Source organism: Echinicola strongylocentroti (assembly GCF_003260975.1).
Lineage (GTDB): Bacteria > Bacteroidota > Bacteroidia > Cytophagales > Cyclobacteriaceae > Echinicola > Echinicola strongylocentroti.
In genome coordinates this window covers 3,601,806-3,619,623 of the sequence record NZ_CP030041.1, presented here as the reverse complement: position 1 = coordinate 3,619,623, position 17,818 = coordinate 3,601,806, and the positions used below count along the sequence as shown (strand labels likewise).

The window sequence follows — 17,818 nt, the reverse complement described above, 5'->3', positions numbered from 1 at the left end:
GCACAATAGAGAAAATGCAGTGATTAGTTTACCCGAGGCAAGTCCTTGGGAATGTGTCCAAATAACATTCCCCTCATGCAGACTGAAAGCCTAGTTAAACACTCCCATTTAGCCATACCAAATTCCACAAAATAGAAGCCTTCCGGAGTTAGATGGAAATATGCATCAACCGGGTTAAAGAACTTTATGTGTTAGCAACTGAGCATCCTGTCCAATCCGCCTTTGGCTTTCCACATTTAGAATCCGATTTCAAGACAAAAAATTAAAACGTAAAATTTAGCTTTCAGCCTATTCACATTATCGGTTCAAGTAGGTCTTGACAAGCTTGGCCCATTCCTTCAAATCCCCCGCTTGCCACTTCCCCGCAGATGATGCGGATGGATGGAGCATGGAACAGGTTTCATCTTTATCAGAAATGGACCAAGCCAACCAGCTGATTTGGTTTTCCTCCATCCAGTCATACCAAGCCTGCCAGGATTCCTGATTGATCTCTCCATCACCAGTAGCTTCCATGGAAGCGCACTCGGACACGAACAATGGCAAGCCTTTTCCCAATGCGTAATCGGCACGTTTTCGGAGAAAATCCTTATGCGTAGCCGCATAGAAGTGCAGCGTGTACATTATATTGTCATAGCCAACAATGGGGTCATCAGCAGCCAAATGCACATCTTGACCCCAATGGGGAGAACCCACCAAAATCAAGTTATCGGGATCAATCTCCCTGATCACCTTGATCACCTCCTCACTGTATGCCTTCACTTCCTGCCAAGTATCTGACTCGGGCTCATTGTAAATTTCATAGATCACATTAGGGTGGTTCCCGTATTTGGTGGCCATTTTCTTAAAAAAATCCTTGGCTTCTTCCAAATGGATATGATGGCTGTGCCAGTCAATGATCACATAGACCTCCGCTTCTATGGCAGCCTCCACCACCGCTTCCACTTTGTTGATTGACCAATCAGGATTATCCAAATAGGCCCCTTCTGGCTCCACTCCCATCGCCGCCCGGACGACATTGGCCTTCCAGTCCTCCTTGAGCCATTTGACCACGCCGGCATTATAAAAGCGCGGCCACCAATTGTGCCACCCAAAACTCACCCCTCGTAGCATTATAGGATTCCCTTGATCATCTACCAGTTGTATGCCTTCCACGGAAAGTGGACTTATTATATCATTATCAGTAGCTTGGGAAGCTGGACGGCCATCTGTACTGGCACTACAGCCCAAAAGCAAGATCATCAGCAAGGAAAATAACTTGTTCATAGAAAATGGGTTTATTGGTTTGATAGTACTCCTAAATTTAATGTACTTGCTGCGCTCATATGGCTTCTTAATGTTTAAAAAAGGGGGTGGATTTGATAATGGTCTTTTGAAAGCCATTTTATACAGGAACAAAAGAACAAAAAGCAGGTTGGGCTATGTGCACCATTTCCAAAACAGCATTGAATCTGGGTTCAAAAACACTATTGCCCATCAATAAAAAAGGCCCTACGAAATTCGTAGGGCCCATCTAAAGCACTTATAACAGCGCGTCCTTAGCCTTTAGCAGACTCATCAAGCAATTGCACCGAGCTATCATTGATTTCAAAATCATGCATTTGAAGCATTCTAATCACTTCTGCTCCAGCGGCGATCACAGGACCGTAGCCATGGGCCGCATACGGATTGATGGGGCGGTGATAATAAAATGCTGGGTCAAAACCCATTCCAGTACCCACGCAGGTACCTTCCACTTGGCCTTTGTCGTTTACCTTGGTGCTCACGGCATTCCAAGCCAATAAGGTCATCGGCGCATATGCCTGATCGTCCACCCAGCCTTCATTTACCGCCTTGGCTATACAGTAGGTATAGATCGCTGTGGCTGAAGTTTCCAGGTAGGAGTCATCCTTGTCGAGCAATTGATGCCAAAAACCCGAGCCAGACTGCAGCTTGGCCAGCCCCTTGATATGCTGCTGCAGAAGGTCCAACACAAAAGGTCTGCCTGGATGATCTTCAGGTAAGGCATTGAGTACCTCTACTTTGGTCAGGATTGCCCAGCCGTTGGCACGTCCCCAGTGAAACTGTGGATGCTCTTCCATTCCCTGCACCCATCCGTGCATGTAAAGGCCCTTTTCTTCATTGAACATCCGTCCAGAAAAGAGTTTGATCTGACGAACGGCCTCATCAAAATATTTTTGTTCTCCGGTCAGTTTTCCCATTTGTACAATCGCCGGCACGCTCATATATAGGTCGTCTAGCCAAAGGGTATTTTTCAACGGTCGGTTTCTGGCCAAGGTCCCATCCTCCAAGCGGAACTGGCCATTCATGATGTAGTTCATAAAATTGTCCACCACGGGGCGCACGTCAGTATCTACTCCCGCCATGGAGGTTTTGATAAAGGAAGCACAAAGGGCTCCGGCATCATCCAAGGCTCCCGGATACACTACCGAATGCAAGGCATGGTCCTTCCCTTCCACCTTTTGGAAATGCGGATAAAGGTCGGCAATGAATTTCACTCTCTTCTTGGTATAATCCGTGTACCGTGCATCACCAGTGACTTCCCCAGCTAGCAGCATGGAAGAATAGGTCACGCCCCATTCATAGCTGAGCAACCTGAAATCCCCTTGCTTCAACACGCTATTTCCATCCACTTTGCTAAAATCAGCAATAGCCGAACCGTCTTCTCCGGTCAATACTTCGGTAGGAGTAGTCGAATCAAGGTATTCATATACCCGATCAATCACTGCCTTTACGTCCTTTTCCTCCGGAAAGCCATAAGGCACCGGATAATCAGGCTGCAAAAGGTGCAGTGGTGTATTGGTGTCAGTAAGCACTTCTTTGGTTGCTGTGCTGGTTTGATCTTGTTCTGATTGAGGAGAGCAGGCAATGGCGAGGCCTAGCACCCCAATCATTCCTGGCTTGAGTAATTGTCGGATGTTCATAAATTATTTGGTAAAATTTGGGTCTCTTTTTAAAATGACAGACTTCATAAATATAAAATTAAGCATTACAAAAATAATTCTGTGCTGTACTGTGAGGGATAAGGCCATGCAAGCCTTTGTCAGGAGAAAGCTGTCAGTTTAATTTAGCATTGGAGCCAACAGTTTTTTTTTCTGTCATAATTATTGCCTAGCTAGTAGGAGGACGATAAATTTGGCATGTTATTTTCATGCTAAATATATAGAAACCATAAACAGAACATCTACCGTCTTATGAAAAGCATATTTTTCATTTTGGGATTTTTCATGATTGTTCAGAACGGCTTTTGCCAATCACTGGATACCGCAATGCTAAAGGGTAATTGGCAACTACTCCGCTACGATGCCATCGAAAAGATCAAGCAATCTCCAAGCTACCAAAACGCCAGTCCACAAGCCAAAGAAGGGATGGACAGAAAGATCACCCGGTTCTTGGACAACACCTTTTATCACTTTACCGATGGTGATAGCTTATATTATATTGATCTCAGTGAAGGCGCCTTGGTACAGCGCAAGGCCGTTTACACCTTGGAGGATTCCGTCCTCACTATTTCGGAATCAGGAAAGCGGCAAAACAAACAAGCGAAGATCCTTGAGTTGCAGGAAAACAAGCTCGTACTTACTCCCTTGGTCAATGAAGAAAAGGGGAAAATGGTCTTTCAGAGAGTAGAATAAAAAAACCATCCGCCGCAGCGGATGGCCTTTCCACATCCAAAACAAACAATTAACCAATTAAATTACCTTCTTCATCCCATTGGGCCAGAGTGTGCCTGGTGTCGGGATTCATATATATCGGGATATATTTTTCTTCCAGCTTGAAGCCATGCTTGGCCATCACATCATCAGGAACTCCTTTCCATACATTTGGCGTGTTGCCTTTATAGTCCAGGTCTTTGAAGCCTTCAGGAGAAGTGAAAAAACCTGTAGCAGTGAGATTTCTTAAAGTATTGAAAAATACCACACCTCTTTCCATTTCTGGCTTTGCCTTATCCGGGTAAGCGATATCATCGATGATCTTGATTCGCTCGTCCTCGGTGGCTTCCATAAAGGGCTTGCCATAGCGATCTTCAGCTTGGGTATCCAGCCACATCAATCCACCACGCATCGGCGTTTGATAGTAGGGCATATCTTTGACAATAAACTCCATAAAATCCGGCACTCCAGCTTCTGTGGCACTACCTGACACATCATCCTTGGGGATGATTACATCTACGAGATAGTGCAGTTTTTTCATCTCATCTTCGGTGAAGAACTCTTCTTTTTTCAGTGCAGCATTAAGCGCCATTTCCTCAGGGGTACGCCCCCATTTGGTGCCATCACCGATCTTGGGGGCATGAACCACCTCTTTAGGCGCTTCTGGACCGCATCCGGTCATGAAAAAGCCCGTGGCTAAAGAACCTGTGAATAACAGTTTTAAATTTTCTCTTCTATTCATCTCCCTGTCCTTTAAATATTTTTCTTTTTCAATTCGCTTACAATGTAATCAGAAGTCCTCCAAGCCAGGGCCAAGATGGTCCAGGTAGGGTTTTTGTCTGCTTGAGATACAAATGGACCGCCATCGACTACAAAAAGGTTCTTGCATTCATGTGCTTGACAGTTGCTGTTCAGCACGGAGGTTTTGGGATCGTTGCCCATTCGGGTGGTACCCACTTCGTGGATGATCCTTCCCGGGGTAAGCAACCCATACTGGGTATCAGGACCTGGTTTATCACCATAGATAACCGCTCCAGCATTGGTAAGCACTTCTTCGAATGTTTCATGCATGTGCTTTGCCTGGTTCACCTCTTGATCTGTCCAGTTATAATTGAATTTCAATACCGGAATGCCGTATTTATCGACCGTACTGTTATCGATCTCACAGTAGTTTTCATACCTGGGGATACTTTCTCCTCGACCGGACATGCCCACCATAGTGCCGAAGTACGAGCGAATGTCTTTTTTCAGTCCTTCACCGTATCCGCCATTGGTACCTGGATTGCCAAATTCGTCTTTGATATGTTGACGGACTGTATCCATGCCGAAGCCAAAACCATAACCAGGCATACTCATGCCGCCCCAGTACTCGATATGGTATCCACGGGCAAAGTCAAGCTTGCTGTTGTCTTCCCACCAAGGAGTATAGACGTGCATACCGCCCACCCCATCTTCGTTGTATTTCTTACGGTCAAGCAGCCCAGGAATGAAGCCCATTCGGTCCGATCCTGTGGAGTCATGGAGATAATGACCGATCATCCCACTGCCATTGGCCAGCCCGTCGGGGTGGCTTTTGGATTTGGAATTGAGCATGATACGGGCAGATTCACAGGCAGAAGCACCCAGTACCACCACACGTGAACGAAGTTTGTATTCTTTCATGTCCACTTTGCTGATGTAAGAAACACCGGTGGCGTTTCCTTTTTCATCGGTGGTCACCTTGCGCACCATGGCATAAGTAAAGAGATCTACTTTTCCCTTTTTCATGGCTGGCTTTACCAGGCAAGTACCCGACGAGAAATCTGCATAAGCTTGACACGCGCGGTTACACTGGTTACAGAAGAAGCAGGCTCCTCGCTCATTATTGATCGGCTTGGTCAGGATGGACAATCGGGAAGGAATGACCGGCACGCCGATTTTGTCGGCTCCTTTTTTGATGTACAGTTCGTGCAATCGCGGCTTGGGAGGAGGAAGGAAATAGCCATCAGGCTCATTATAAATCCCCTCCTTGGAGCCAAATACCCCGATGAGTTGGTCTACTTTATCGTAATAGGGCTTGAGGTCATTATAACCGATTGGCCAATTGTCCCCCAGTCCATCAATATCTTTACGTTTAAAATCGTTAGGCCCAAACCGCAAGGAAATCCTTCCCCAGTGGTTGGTACGGCCCCCCACCATTCTGGAGCGGAACCAATCGAACTTGGTATCTCCCTCAAATGTGTAGGGCTCGCCTTCGATGTCCCATCCACCAATCGCTGCATCAAAATCACCAAAAGGCCGGTTACGTGTACTGGCTCCTCTTCGTGGGGATTCCCATGGCGGCCTGAGCTGCGTACGGTCTTCCTCCTTGGCGGGGTCAAAATCCGCTCCTGCCTCTACTACGGCCACCGAAAATCCAGCCTCCGAAAGTATCTTGGAAGCCATTCCTCCCCCTGCGCCCGACCCGACAATGATCACGTCGTACGCTTCACCGGACGATTTTATCTGAAAACTCATCTGTTATAATTTTATAATTGCCTCTTAAGTTAATCTATTTTTTTAATTAAATCAAAGCTACCCATTTATATCATGGCCACTTTCTATTCTTTATCTAGGTAGGAAAAGGTAAATGAATTTTCTTACCAGGATCTCTGAATTTCAGCTGGAAATATAGGAAAAATTTCTTGGCTAAAAGGGTTTAGTATTTATAGAAATTTGGACAAACATCAATGGTGTTTAATTAATTATCAATAATAATCTCACTGAACTAAAAGAAATACGCTCAGAGCAGTCTTTTTTTAACAAAAATGTAAATAATTCACTAACAACAGGCATTAGTGAAAATTTTTATAAATGGTGAATATATTGTTTTATGGTAAACACTTTACCTCGCTCTTCTGTAGATAGCTGACATAATCTGGTTTAACCAATCACAGCATCGGTTCCAAGTATTCCCATACTGTTTCTGCTACGATTATATGGCCTTCGGCGGTAGGGTGTATGCCGTCAGGCTGATTTAGAGCGGGATCGCCGCCTACGCCATCTAGCAGGAATGGGATCAATACCAAGTTATTTTTCTCAGCAAGATCGGGAAAGATTTCTTTGAAATCTGCTGTGTATTCCTCGCCCATATTTGGCGGTATCTGCATTCCTGCCAAAAGAATCTTGGTGGAAGGATATTCTTTTTGGACCTTGTCGATGATCCCCTGAAGGTTTTCTTTGGTTGCGGAAAGGTTGATTCCACGGAGTCCGTCATTACCACCAAGCTCTAGGACAAAAACATCAGGTTTTGCCTCCAAAAACCAGTCGATTCTGCTCAGGCCACTAGCGGATGTTTCGCCACTGAGTCCTCCGTTAATGACCTTATAAGCCATCCCGAGACTATCGATTTTTTCTTGGACCAGCGCAGGAAAAGCCTTATCTTGATCGACACCATAGCCTGCCGTCATACTGTCCCCAAAAAAGAGCACGGTTTTCTGAGGTTCTTCTTTTTTTTCATCCTCCTTGCCTTCGGAAGACACTTCTTCCTCGGACGTCTTTTGGCTTTCACTGCATGAAACCGCTCCAATAGCAGCTAAGAAGAATACCGATAAAAGAGAAATTACACGTAATTTATTCATGATTTGAAACTTATTGAGACGGATTTACGATTTATATAGTTATTGAAAAGCGATACCCAATCCCTAAAATTGATTAAATTTCGCTTTAAGCCCATACAATTCTAAGAAATAATCAGGCCGCAGTGGGTATAACCAAAAAACAGGCCTGAATTGTTTCAGCACCAATAAAATAATCACACCTAATTTATATGGCGATACTTTCCGTAGAAAATGTTAGTAAAATTTACCAAAGCGGCCAGCGCAAACTGACTGTTTTGGACCAGGTAAACCTCAGTGTAGAAGCAGGAGAGAGCATTGCCATTGTTGGCCCCTCTGGCAGTGGAAAAACCACCTTGCTTGGTCTTTGTGCGGGGCTGGACAGTGCCACCTCCGGAAGCGTACAGCTGAATGGCCATCGACTGGAAGGGCTCTCAGAAGACCAGCGAGCTGCAGTAAGGAGCCAAGAAATCGGATTTATTTTTCAGAATTTCCAATTATTGCCCACACTCACAGCATTGGAAAACGTTATGGTGCCCCTGGAGCTCAAGCGGCGGAAAGACGCCAAAGAAAAAGCCTTGGAGCTGCTTCAAAAAGTAGGGCTTGGTGACCGGGCCACGCACTATCCCACGCAGCTATCAGGAGGCGAACAGCAGCGGGTCTCCATCGCCAGGGCTTTTGCCAATGAACCGAAAATCCTCTTTGCGGATGAACCTACCGGAAACCTGGACACCGATACGGGCGAGATGATCGAGCAATTGATCTTCGAGCTGAACACCGCTTCGGGCACCACACTCATTCTGGTCACACATGATACCGAATTGGCAGCCAAAACCAACAAAATCATCCACATCCGTGGTGGAAAAATAGAAGAAGAACAGCATGCATAGATTTTTGTGGATATTAACAATGGCCCTGCGGGATTTCCGTAAGAACAGGGCAAAGTTATTACTGTTTGTCTCTTCGATTGTCATAGGTATAGCTGCGCTGGTGGGGATCAGCTCATTTGGAGACAACCTCGAAAAAGACATCGATAACCAGGCAAAAGAGCTCTTGGGAGCGGATTTAGTACTGGAAAACAACCAACCTTTGGGCGAGCAAGGACTGGACACCATGGCCAAGGAAATGGCTTCGGAGATCAATTTTGCCAGCATGGTGGCCTTCCCCAAAAGTGATGAGAGCCGACTGGTGCAGGTAAGGGCACTGGAAGGGGCTTTCCCTTTTTATGGTAAGCTGGAAACCGTGCCAGCGGCGGCTGCGGAGGAATTCAGAAATGGAGCCAAAAAGGCCTTGGTAGAAAAAATCCTTATGGACCAATTTGCCGCCGAAGTAGGCGACAGTGTGAAGGTCGGCAAGGTTACATTTGTCATTGCGGGGGAACTACATGAAGCCCCAGGCCAAAGCGGTATTACGGCCACCGTGGCTCCCGTGGTCTATATTCCCAAAAAATTTGCGGAAGAAACAGGACTCATCCAGTACGGTAGTAGAATCAACTTCTCTCGCTATTACAGCTTCGATGAACAGGTAGATGTAGAAAAACTCATTGAACCCTATAAGGAAGAATGGGAAGAAGCACATATCGATGAAGACACTGTCCAGGAAAGAAAAGAGAGTACAGGAAGGTCATTTGCCAACTTATCGGATTTTCTCAGCTTGGTGGCTTTTATCGCCTTGCTGCTGGGCTGTGTAGGTGTGGCCAGTGCCGTAAATGTCTTCGTAAAAGAAAAATTGCCCTCTGTGGCCGTATTGCGTTGTCTTGGGGTGTCCTCCATCGACACTTTTTTGATCTACCTGAGCCAAATCATCCTAATGGGACTGGCCGGTTCCATTTTAGGGGCTTTTTTGGGGACGCTGATCCAGTTTATCCTGCCTGAAGTGTTCAGCGATTTTCTTCCGGTGGATGTTACCGTCGAGATTTCTTGGGCGGCAGTAGGCTTTGGGGTAATCACCGGCTTGTTGATTTCTATCCTGTTCGCCTTGTTGCCATTATTGAAAATCCGAAATGTACCTCCAATGATGACGCTGAGGACGGATTCGGAAATGACGACCTTCGTCAGGGATCCGTGGAGATGGCTGGTCATGGCGATCATAACACTGTTCGTATTTGGCTTTAGTCTTTCCCTATTGGATGGCTGGGAAGAAGCCCTTGGCTTTACGGGTTTTGTCCTATTGGCATTTGGGGTGCTTTGGATGGTAGGCACCGGGGTAATGTGGCTGATAAAGAGGTTCCTGCCTTTGTCCTTGACCTACCCGGTTCGGCAGTCACTGGCCAACCTGTACCGCCCAAACAACCAGACCATTTCGCTGATAGCGACCATTGGCTTGGGCACGGCGATGATCTCTACTTTGTTTTTTGTCCAGAACCAATTGTTGGACCAAGTAAAGTTTGCCGATAAGGAAGACCAGCCAAACATGCTGTTTTTTGATATACAGACCTCACAGGTAGAAGGGGTGAAAAAAGCCGTTTTGGAGGAAGGCTTGCCCATCATGCAAGAGGTGCCCATCGTCACCATGCGAATGGATGAGATCAATGGGCTTGACAAGTCCGAAAACAGTGAGCTTCCCGATGAAAAACGAAAATCCAGAAGATTGTACAATCGGGAATTTCGGGTGACCTACCGGGATTCCTTGATAAGCTCAGAGACATTGGTCGCTGGGGAACTGCACAAGGTGAACCAACCTGGAGACAGCATCTTTGTTTCTTTTGACCAGGGTTATGCTGAGCGTGCTGGCGTGGAGCTGGGTGATGAAATCGTCTTCAACGTACAAGGAAGGCCTCTAAGAACTTATGTGGGAAGCTTTAGGGAAGTGAATTTCAGAAAGGTGTCCACCAATTTCCTGGTGCTGTTCCCCACAAATGTCTTGGAAAAAGCCCCTAAATTCCATGTGGTCATCACCAAATCCAACACCGACGAACAAGCCGCCAAAGTACAAAACGAAATCGTCAGGTCTTTTCCTAATATTTCTGTGATCAACCTAGGAATGATCGTGGACACATTGGAAGAAATTTTGGGCAAAATCAGTTTTGTCATCCAATTTATGGCCCTATTCAGTATTGTAACAGGAATTTTGGTATTGATCAGCTCCCTGATTATCAGCAAGTATCAACGAATGCGGGAAAGCATCCTGCTCAGGACATTGGGGGCCAGCAGCACAACAGTGCGAAAAATCAATACGCTGGAATACTTCTTCTTGGGCAGCTTGGCATCGCTGAGCGGTATCTTGCTGTCTTTTGTAGCCACTGCTTTGTTAAGTGTTTTTGTGTTTGAATTTCCAGTCAAATTGGCTTGGGGAAGCGCCTTGGTGATTTACATAGTCATCACGGCCATCACTGTCTTACTCGGCTGGCTCAATGGCAAAAACATTATCAACAAGCCTCCAATGGAGATTTTAAGGGGGAATTAATTATCGAACTGAGAAAATGGGGACTAAATTATAGTCCTTCATTTTCCTCATGCCTTGGTAAAAGCCCCGATAAAACCGAAAAATCAAAAATAAACATCCAATCCTGAAACCTTTTAACTGTATTAAATGTATATACATTAGATACAACAACAAAGCAACAACATGAGACTGGAGGAGGAGATCAAACAAAAACATTTTAAAAGTGAATACAATAAAGCAGTAGTCAATATTCTCTATACACAAAGTTATTTAGTAACACGTCAAGGGAAACTCTTTAAGCCTCATGGTCTTTCACCCGAACAGTATAATGTGTTGCGTATTTTGCGAGGTCATCATCCAGAACCTATCACTGTGTCTTCGATTCAGGATAGAATGCTCAATAAAATGTCCAATGCCTCAAGATTAGTAGAAAAGCTCAAACAAAAGGGCCTAGCAGAAAGAAAAGAATGCCCCTCAGACAGGAGACAAGTGGACATTACCATTACTCCCAAAGGCAAACAGCTACTGGACCAGCTAGATGAAGATATCCAAAAATTCAACCATGAGGTAATTGGGCTTGATGATGAAGAGGTTACCCTATTAAATTCACTATTGGATAAACTAAGAGGGTAAAAAATTTCGTTATATATGTGTATAGACATTAAATGTTAAAACTAATATCTTAAAACTATAAAAATCACTATATTATGAGTACTGTAAAATGGACTATCGACCCTACACACTCAGAAATCAACTTTAAGGTAAAGCACCTAGTGATCTCTACAGTGACCGGGAAATTCAAGGAATTTGAAGGAGCGGCAGAAGTACCTGCGGATGACTTTAGCGGGTCAAAAATAGCGTTTTCTGCCAATACCGACAGCATCGACACCAACCAAAGTGACCGCGATGCCCACCTAAAATCGGAGGATTTTTTCGACGCAGAAAAATTCCCGAAACTTTCTTTCTCCAATGGAGTTTTATCTAATGAGGGAGGTAACTATACGCTAAAAGGAGACTTGACCATCAAGGATATCACCAAGTCGATCGAATTGGATGTGGACTTTGGCGGTGTGGCTGAGGATCCTTACGGCAATACCAAGGCGGGCTTCGACCTGGAAGGCAAGATCAGCAGAAAGGAATTTGGCCTGACATGGGATGCCGTGACAGAAGCAGGAAATGTGATGGTAGGTGATCCTATCAGGATTTTGGCCAGTATACAACTAGTGAAGAATTAATCCAACTTAATTATATACACACACGAATAGAGCCATGTCTTCAATCAGACATGGCTTTTTTTATGGAAAACCTTTAGAGAGCCCCAGCGCAGTCACTAAGCCTGATTTTAACCCGGAATATGCATTAGCCTATCTGTTGCGACCTGAAACTGCTTCAAAATCAGCCGTTTCACTTTAGTTTTCGGCATAACCGTAGCGGTGCTACGCTAATACCTCCAAACTAACTGATTTTCTTGCAATTTCAGCTCTCACTACGATTCCTAACGCATAATCCGGGTTTAACCAAAATTCTAAAATTTGGAAAAATCTACCAGCACCTTAGCTATCCCGTCACCAACAACCACCTACCGCATACTACAGCACAGAAATATGAAGTCAATAATATAGATTTATCTTTTGGCTACATCAGCCAACCACTATTACAAACCCAAATCAAAGGATATTTCAACCATGAAAAATGTAAAATATGGGTTAACAGCAGTCATGTTATTGATGACCTTGCTGCTGGCCTTTACCCCCAAAGAGGAAAAGCACACCCTATACATCATCGGAGACAGCACTGTTCGCAATAGCCGTGGCGATGGTGGACCGGGCCAATGGGGCTGGGGAACGTTTATCGATGACTTCTTTGACAGCACCAAACTGGAAGTAAGCAACCAGGCCATGGCCGGCAGAAGCACGCGGACCTTTGTCAAGGAAGGCAGATGGCAGCGGGTACTGGATGACCTGAAGCCCGGTGATTTTGTCATGATGCAATTTGGCCATAATGAAGGCAGCAAACCCGATACGACAAGGGCTGGCTACAGGGGAGTACTTCGTGGCACTGGTGATGAAACCGTCGAACTGACGTGGCCTGACGGTACCGAAGAAACGGTCCATACCTATGGCTGGTACCTGAAAAAATTTGTCACCGAAGCCAAGAAAAAAGGAGCCACTCCGATCATCTGTTCGATGATCCCCAGAAATAAATTCCAAGACGGCGAAGTGGAGCGTGCCAACCAAGATTATGGTAAGTGGGCAAAAGAAATCGCCCGTAAAACAGGAGCCTATTTCGTGGACCTCAACAGCATCGTCGCTGACCAGTACGACGAGTGGGGTGCCAATGTCGTGCCATCGCTTTTTGAAAAAGACCACACCCATACCAATGAAGCCGGGGCACGAATCAATGCTTGGTCAGCCGTACAGGGCATCAAATCACTGGAAGATTGCAAACTAAAAGCCTATCTCTCCAAAGACAAGCCCACACTCTACCTCATCGGTGACTCTACTGTCAAAAACGGCCAAGGCGATGGTGCCGGAGGACTTTGGGGCTGGGGTGATTATATGGCTCCTTTTTTCGACCTCGACAAGATCAAGGTCCAAAACCATGCCCTCGGAGGTACCAGCAGCCGGACCTACCAAACCTATGGCCTTTGGGAAAATGTCCGGAAGCAATTGGAGCCTGGCGATTATGTGATCATGCAGTTTGGCCACAACGACAGCAGCCCACTGGACGACAGCCATCGCGCCAGGGGCACCATACGAAGTGCCGGTACCGAAGCAGAAGAAATCTATAACCCCATCACCGAGCAATATGAAACCGTGTACAGCTATGGCCAGTACCTCAAACAAATGATCACTGCCACCAAAGCCGCTGGAGCCACGCCAATCGTCTGTTCGCTGATTCCAAGAAACAACTGGAAAGAAGGCAAGGTAAACCGTGCCAATGACAGTTATGGCCTATGGGCAAAACAGGCAGCAGAAACCAGAGAAACTTATTTTATCGACCTGAACAATATAATTGCAGATGGCTATGACGCACTGGGCGAAGACCATGTCAAGGCCCATTTCTTCAACGACACCGACCACACCCACACCATTCTTGAAGGTGCCAAATACAATGCAAAAGCTGTAGTGAAGGGCATCCAAGGACTGGAAAATTGTGATTTGAAGGGGTATTTATTGGAAGATTAAAAAATTGGAAAATTGAAATATTGGAAGATTTTAAAGCCGAAGAAACTAATCTTCGGCTTTTTTATTTTCCGATCGCCCTAAGCACTCTTTCTTCCTGAATTAAAACATCCCTCATTAATAAATTATGTGGAAACTTTTTATGTTTTGAACCTTTAAACCCTTCCAATATTTTAACTAAAGATGATGCCTTTATCAATGAAAGATTCAATTCATACTCCAATCCACATTCTTTGATAAATTCATCAGAAAAATCTGGCCCTATCAATAATGATTTTATCACCTTATAACCATTTAATTCGGCCTGCTTAGCATAAGATTTCAATTGTCTTGAAACCGAGCTAAATTTGTTATACCCGCTCTCCTTTACTGATTTACACTCAACAATGATAATTTCATTTTTACCCATATCGAGAATAATATCAGCTTTATCTTTACTGGTGTTTAGGTTCTTCCTAAGCTCCTCATTGACATTAAAGCTCAACTTTGTGAAAATAACTTTTGTCAATTCTTCAAATTTCAATCCAACTTCGGCCTCTTTAATGACAATTCCATTTTCCTTTAATATGTTTAGATTTCTCAAACCTATATTCTCATAATTTTCTAAGTATAAATTATCAGAGTCCTTATATGCATCTAAAATGTTCAAAATAAAATCACCCCTTGTTCTTATTTCATTTTTATTACAAAAATCAATTAAGTCCTCTTGATTAAGAACTTCTAAAATATCTCGTGGCTTAATATTAAAATCAAGCAAGAATTCACTAGAGATCACTGTTCCATCTTGAAATTGATATTCATGAGCTATTAGCTTATTAAATTGAGGCAAGACTTTAGACAAATCAGACACCAATTTATTATACCCATCTATAGAAATCCCTACCTTTTCATCTTTCTCCACTTCCTCAAAATAACGTATTATATTCTGGATTTTATCTTCCAAAACTGATCCCCTGATAGGAGAACCTATCTTAAGCTTTTTCTCGACCAATTCATTCAAAAATTTCTTTTTTTCTGTCAAAGTTGTTCCCCCTTTATAAATATCATCAGATAAAATACCCTTAAAAGATATCCCTTCGCTGATAATGCTTTTTATTTTCTCTTCAACCGACATCTTCCAATCAATTCCGTGATTTCTACATATAAGGTTTATAAGTGGTTCTCTAAGTGAAAGCAACACCCTCCTATAGAATTTTGCAGAGACCTCTTTACCCCTGATCTTTCTAAGGATTCTTACTACTTCGTCTGCAACATAAATAGTATTAGTCTTTTTGGAATAAAAAACAACACCAATTGATTTCAAATCATTTATAACAGCTTCAATCTCTATATTTTGAATTGGTAATATTAGATAGTTAATCAACTTGACTTCTTCTTGTGAGAGTCCGAGTTTATTTGATAAAGTAAGGAGGATAGACTGTTCATCAGTAGTTATTTTTTTCTCCAAATTGTTTTGTTCATCATTATGGTAACTAGTATGTAAACAGGCTAAATATATCATATAGTCCCTTTTCCTAGAATAGGATATATCGGACTTATCATCGTCCAAATCTTTTTTAAATCTTTTGACCTTTCCTCTTATATTGGAAACCTCCTTCTCATATAGCCTCGAAAACCAGTCTTGTTTTATAATAGCATTTCCCTCCCTAGATATAATATCTATTAAAATATCTAATTGGGAACTTGTATTAATAAATTCAGATTTCACAAACCCCATAAATTCATCCTCCAACAGAGAAAACACCTCAACAATATTAGTATTATCAGCACTCTTAAGGTCGTTTCTGTTATCAGAAAGGATTTTTTCTATTTTCTTAACATGTGAAGGATTTTCTGCAATAAGATTGTCAATAATTTTCAAAAATGGATTTTTCTCAAATGAATTGAGATTATCCAACACCTTTTCTAGTTTTATTTTATTCTGTTTATCTGGCTATGTAAAGGATAAAATTCAAAATTAATAAAAACAATATTGAAATTATTTTGCAATCAAGCAAGTAAAAAGAACACTAAAAAAAGCACTATAACCCAATATGAGTATCTAAAAACTAATGCAATATTTAATGCTTAGAACTCAAAAAAGATCCCCCTACATAAGCTTTAAAGGACATTATCTCCAGAAAAAGATCAACTTTTAAATTGTGTATCTTCATTATCGCACGTAATCAAATTCACTAAAAAATTATAGGAGTGAAACTTAAACGCGGAATATGCATGAGCCTATTTATTCCGACCTGAAATTGCTTCAAAATCAGCCGCTTTGCTTTAGTTTTCGATATAACTGTAGCGGTGCTACGTTCACACCTCCAAACTAACTGATTTTCTTGCACTTTCAGTCCTCACTACGATTCCTAATGCATAAACCGGGTTAGAAAATTGAAATATTGGAAGATTTTAAAGCCGAAGAAACTAATCTTCGGCTTTTTTATTTTCCATATTCAAGGATCTACTCATTCACGAAGCGTCCTCGTAAAACCCCACGCCAAAAGGCATATCTTTTAGTTGGACAATATCCGCGGTGGTACCAAGCACCTCATCCACCAAGCCATAATCTTTGGCTTCTGGTGCAGTCATATAACGGTCACGAAGAAAAAGCTCCTCAATTTCCCGCCAGCTGTGGCCAGTATTATTGCCAATGATATGAAAAAGCTGGACCTGTAGCCGCTCTTGTTCTTTAGTCGCTATCCTGACATCTTCCGTATATCCTTTGGCCCCTCCACTGGTGGGGTGCATGTGGATGGTCGCATGGGAAAGCGCTTGGCGTTTGCCCTTCGCCCCACTCGTAAGCAAAGCCGTCGCCATACTTCCCGTAAATCCCACGGCCAAGGTGATCACCGGTGCCGAAATCATCTGCATCGTGTCATAAATCGCCAACCCCGCATAGACACTTCCTCCGGGACTTTGAACATATAGGCTAATTGGCCGCTTTTGATCCTGACTATTCAGAAATAATAGCTGGGCCACCACCAAATTGGCCACTTGGTCATTGATGGCACTGCCCAGAAAAATAATCCGCTCCTTGAGCAATAGGCTGTAAATATCATAGGCTCTTCCACTATAATCGTTCTGGTCGATCACCATGGGGACGACCTGGGATGTATTGGCTGAAATCATCATTTATCGTTTAAAGAAGTTCAATATCCGGTTCCTAAAACCTTTGTGCTGGGGTGTTTCGAAAAGCTCAAACTCTACTTTTCTAATCTCCTCTCTCAACTTTCCCCTTCCATAATCATGCACCAACTGATAAGCCGACTTTTGGCAATGAATTTTATGGGTAAGGGAAGGATCCAATTGCATCTTGGCTTCCATTAGCAGTTGTTCATCGACAGAAGAAACACCCAAAATATATTGTTCAAGCGTCCTTATTTCACGCAGTGAAGTCCTCATAGGTCAGTGATTTTTCTTTTACTTGATCTCTTACTTTTTCCAGGCATTTGTATTTCTGCACCGTGGCAGACCGTGTGGTTCGATATCCATATCGCTGGGCAAGTTCATCCATCGACAGCCGATCGTAGTAGAATGACTTTAACATCTCCATGCATTTTTCTCCAGCCGATTGGAGAAAGCCCAATAGGGGCAAAGGTTCGTCTGTGTTGACTTGACCACTGTCCGCTACCTGTGACAGCACCGTTTGGTCTTGTCCAAGTGCCAAAGTCGAGGCTTCACGAAAACGGCTGTACCAAAGATGCCTGGCTACGCCAAAGAGATAACCGCGCTTCTCATGTACCTCTTTTCCTGCCACCAACTGTTCGTAATAGATCATCAGACTGTCCTGAAAGACATCCTTTGCATCCTCCACCGAACCTCCTCTCTTGCTCACGTAACGGGAGACGGCTGGAAATGACTCATAATACATCTTCAGGAAAAACTCCTCCCTGCCTTTGCGGGTTTTCAATAACTTCTTCATAATCAATTGCCATGGTGTACACTATCATGTGTCACAATCTAACCAAATATCACCTAAGCAGGCGAATTTTATTTTTGTAGATTTATAAAAATAAAAGGGTCTAAGCCTGCTGACTTA

At 43.6% G+C, this 17,818-nt stretch carries 15 protein-coding genes; 6 read left to right on the top strand and 9 right to left on the bottom strand.

Features of this window, described 5'->3' with window-relative positions; genetic code table 11:
- Positions 1–297: 297 nt before the first annotated feature.
- Both DN752_RS14120 and DN752_RS14115 read right to left on the bottom strand, forming a co-directional pair.
- Entirely contained in the window at positions 298–1,263 is a 966-nt protein-coding gene (locus DN752_RS14120; protein WP_112784548.1) for a glycoside hydrolase family 5 protein, read from the bottom strand.
- 272 nt (positions 1,264–1,535) lie between these two features.
- Complete coding sequence (locus tag DN752_RS14115; RefSeq protein WP_170134456.1) at positions 1,536–2,921, bottom strand: glycoside hydrolase family 88/105 protein; 1,386 nt, start codon at positions 2,919–2,921, stop codon at positions 1,536–1,538.
- A 270-nt stretch (positions 2,922–3,191) separates the two neighbouring features.
- On the opposite strand from DN752_RS14115, the gene DN752_RS14110 reads away from it, so the two are divergent.
- Positions 3,192–3,632, top strand: a complete 441-nt coding sequence (locus DN752_RS14110) for a lipocalin-like domain-containing protein (RefSeq protein WP_112784547.1) — start codon at positions 3,192–3,194, stop codon at positions 3,630–3,632.
- A gap of 49 nt (positions 3,633–3,681) precedes the next feature.
- Here the strand turns inward: DN752_RS14110 and DN752_RS14105 are convergent, their stop codons facing one another.
- From DN752_RS14105 to DN752_RS14095, 3 genes are all read right to left on the bottom strand, one after another.
- Positions 3,682–4,392: a gluconate 2-dehydrogenase subunit 3 family protein gene (locus DN752_RS14105; RefSeq protein WP_112784546.1), complete on the bottom strand. Its 711-nt coding sequence runs from the start codon at positions 4,390–4,392 to the stop codon at positions 3,682–3,684.
- An 11-nt stretch (positions 4,393–4,403) separates the two neighbouring features.
- A complete protein-coding gene (locus DN752_RS14100) occupies positions 4,404–6,146 on the bottom strand; it encodes a GMC oxidoreductase (protein WP_112784545.1) in 1,743 nt (580 codons plus the stop codon).
- 413 nt (positions 6,147–6,559) lie between these two features.
- Positions 6,560–7,249, bottom strand: coding sequence for an arylesterase (locus tag DN752_RS14095; RefSeq protein WP_112784544.1), 690 nt, complete (start codon positions 7,247–7,249; stop codon positions 6,560–6,562).
- A gap of 188 nt (positions 7,250–7,437) precedes the next feature.
- On the opposite strand from DN752_RS14095, the gene DN752_RS14090 reads away from it, so the two are divergent.
- The 5 genes from DN752_RS14090 (at position 7,438) to DN752_RS14070 (ending at position 13,797) form a co-directional block, all read left to right on the top strand.
- On the top strand, positions 7,438–8,115 hold the full coding sequence (locus DN752_RS14090) for an ABC transporter ATP-binding protein (RefSeq protein WP_112784543.1): 678 nt from the start codon (positions 7,438–7,440) through the stop codon (positions 8,113–8,115).
- Positions 8,108–10,630, top strand: a complete 2,523-nt coding sequence (locus DN752_RS14085) for an ABC transporter permease (RefSeq protein WP_112784542.1) — start codon at positions 8,108–8,110, stop codon at positions 10,628–10,630. Before DN752_RS14090 ends, DN752_RS14085 begins: the two co-directional genes overlap by 8 nt.
- A gap of 162 nt (positions 10,631–10,792) precedes the next feature.
- Positions 10,793–11,242, top strand: a complete 450-nt coding sequence (locus DN752_RS14080) for a MarR family winged helix-turn-helix transcriptional regulator (protein WP_112784541.1) — start codon at positions 10,793–10,795, stop codon at positions 11,240–11,242.
- Positions 11,243–11,316: 74 nt separating this feature from the next.
- Entirely contained in the window at positions 11,317–11,844 is a 528-nt protein-coding gene (locus DN752_RS14075) for a YceI family protein (protein WP_211324055.1), read from the top strand.
- A 450-nt stretch (positions 11,845–12,294) separates the two neighbouring features.
- Positions 12,295–13,797 (top strand): rhamnogalacturonan acetylesterase, encoded by a 1,503-nt coding sequence (locus DN752_RS14070; RefSeq protein ID WP_112786555.1) that lies wholly within the window; start codon positions 12,295–12,297, stop codon positions 13,795–13,797.
- 61 nt (positions 13,798–13,858) lie between these two features.
- Here the strand turns inward: DN752_RS14070 and DN752_RS14065 are convergent, their stop codons facing one another.
- The 4 genes from DN752_RS14065 to DN752_RS14050 form a co-directional block, all read right to left on the bottom strand.
- Entirely contained in the window at positions 13,859–15,691 is a 1,833-nt protein-coding gene (locus tag DN752_RS14065; protein ID WP_211324054.1) for a hypothetical protein, read from the bottom strand.
- A 557-nt stretch (positions 15,692–16,248) separates the two neighbouring features.
- The gene (locus DN752_RS14060; RefSeq protein ID WP_245949226.1) at positions 16,249–16,911 is read right to left on the bottom strand and encodes a ClpP family protease; all 663 of its coding nucleotides are present in this window, start codon (positions 16,909–16,911) and stop codon (positions 16,249–16,251) included.
- The gene (locus DN752_RS14055; protein ID WP_162633219.1) at positions 16,912–17,181 is read right to left on the bottom strand and encodes a hypothetical protein; all 270 of its coding nucleotides are present in this window, start codon (positions 17,179–17,181) and stop codon (positions 16,912–16,914) included. It abuts the gene before it with no gap.
- On the bottom strand, positions 17,162–17,701 hold the full coding sequence (locus DN752_RS14050) for an RNA polymerase sigma factor (RefSeq protein ID WP_112784537.1): 540 nt from the start codon (positions 17,699–17,701) through the stop codon (positions 17,162–17,164). The genes DN752_RS14055 and DN752_RS14050 overlap by 20 nt, the downstream gene beginning before the upstream one ends.
- Positions 17,702–17,818 lie beyond the last annotated feature (117 nt).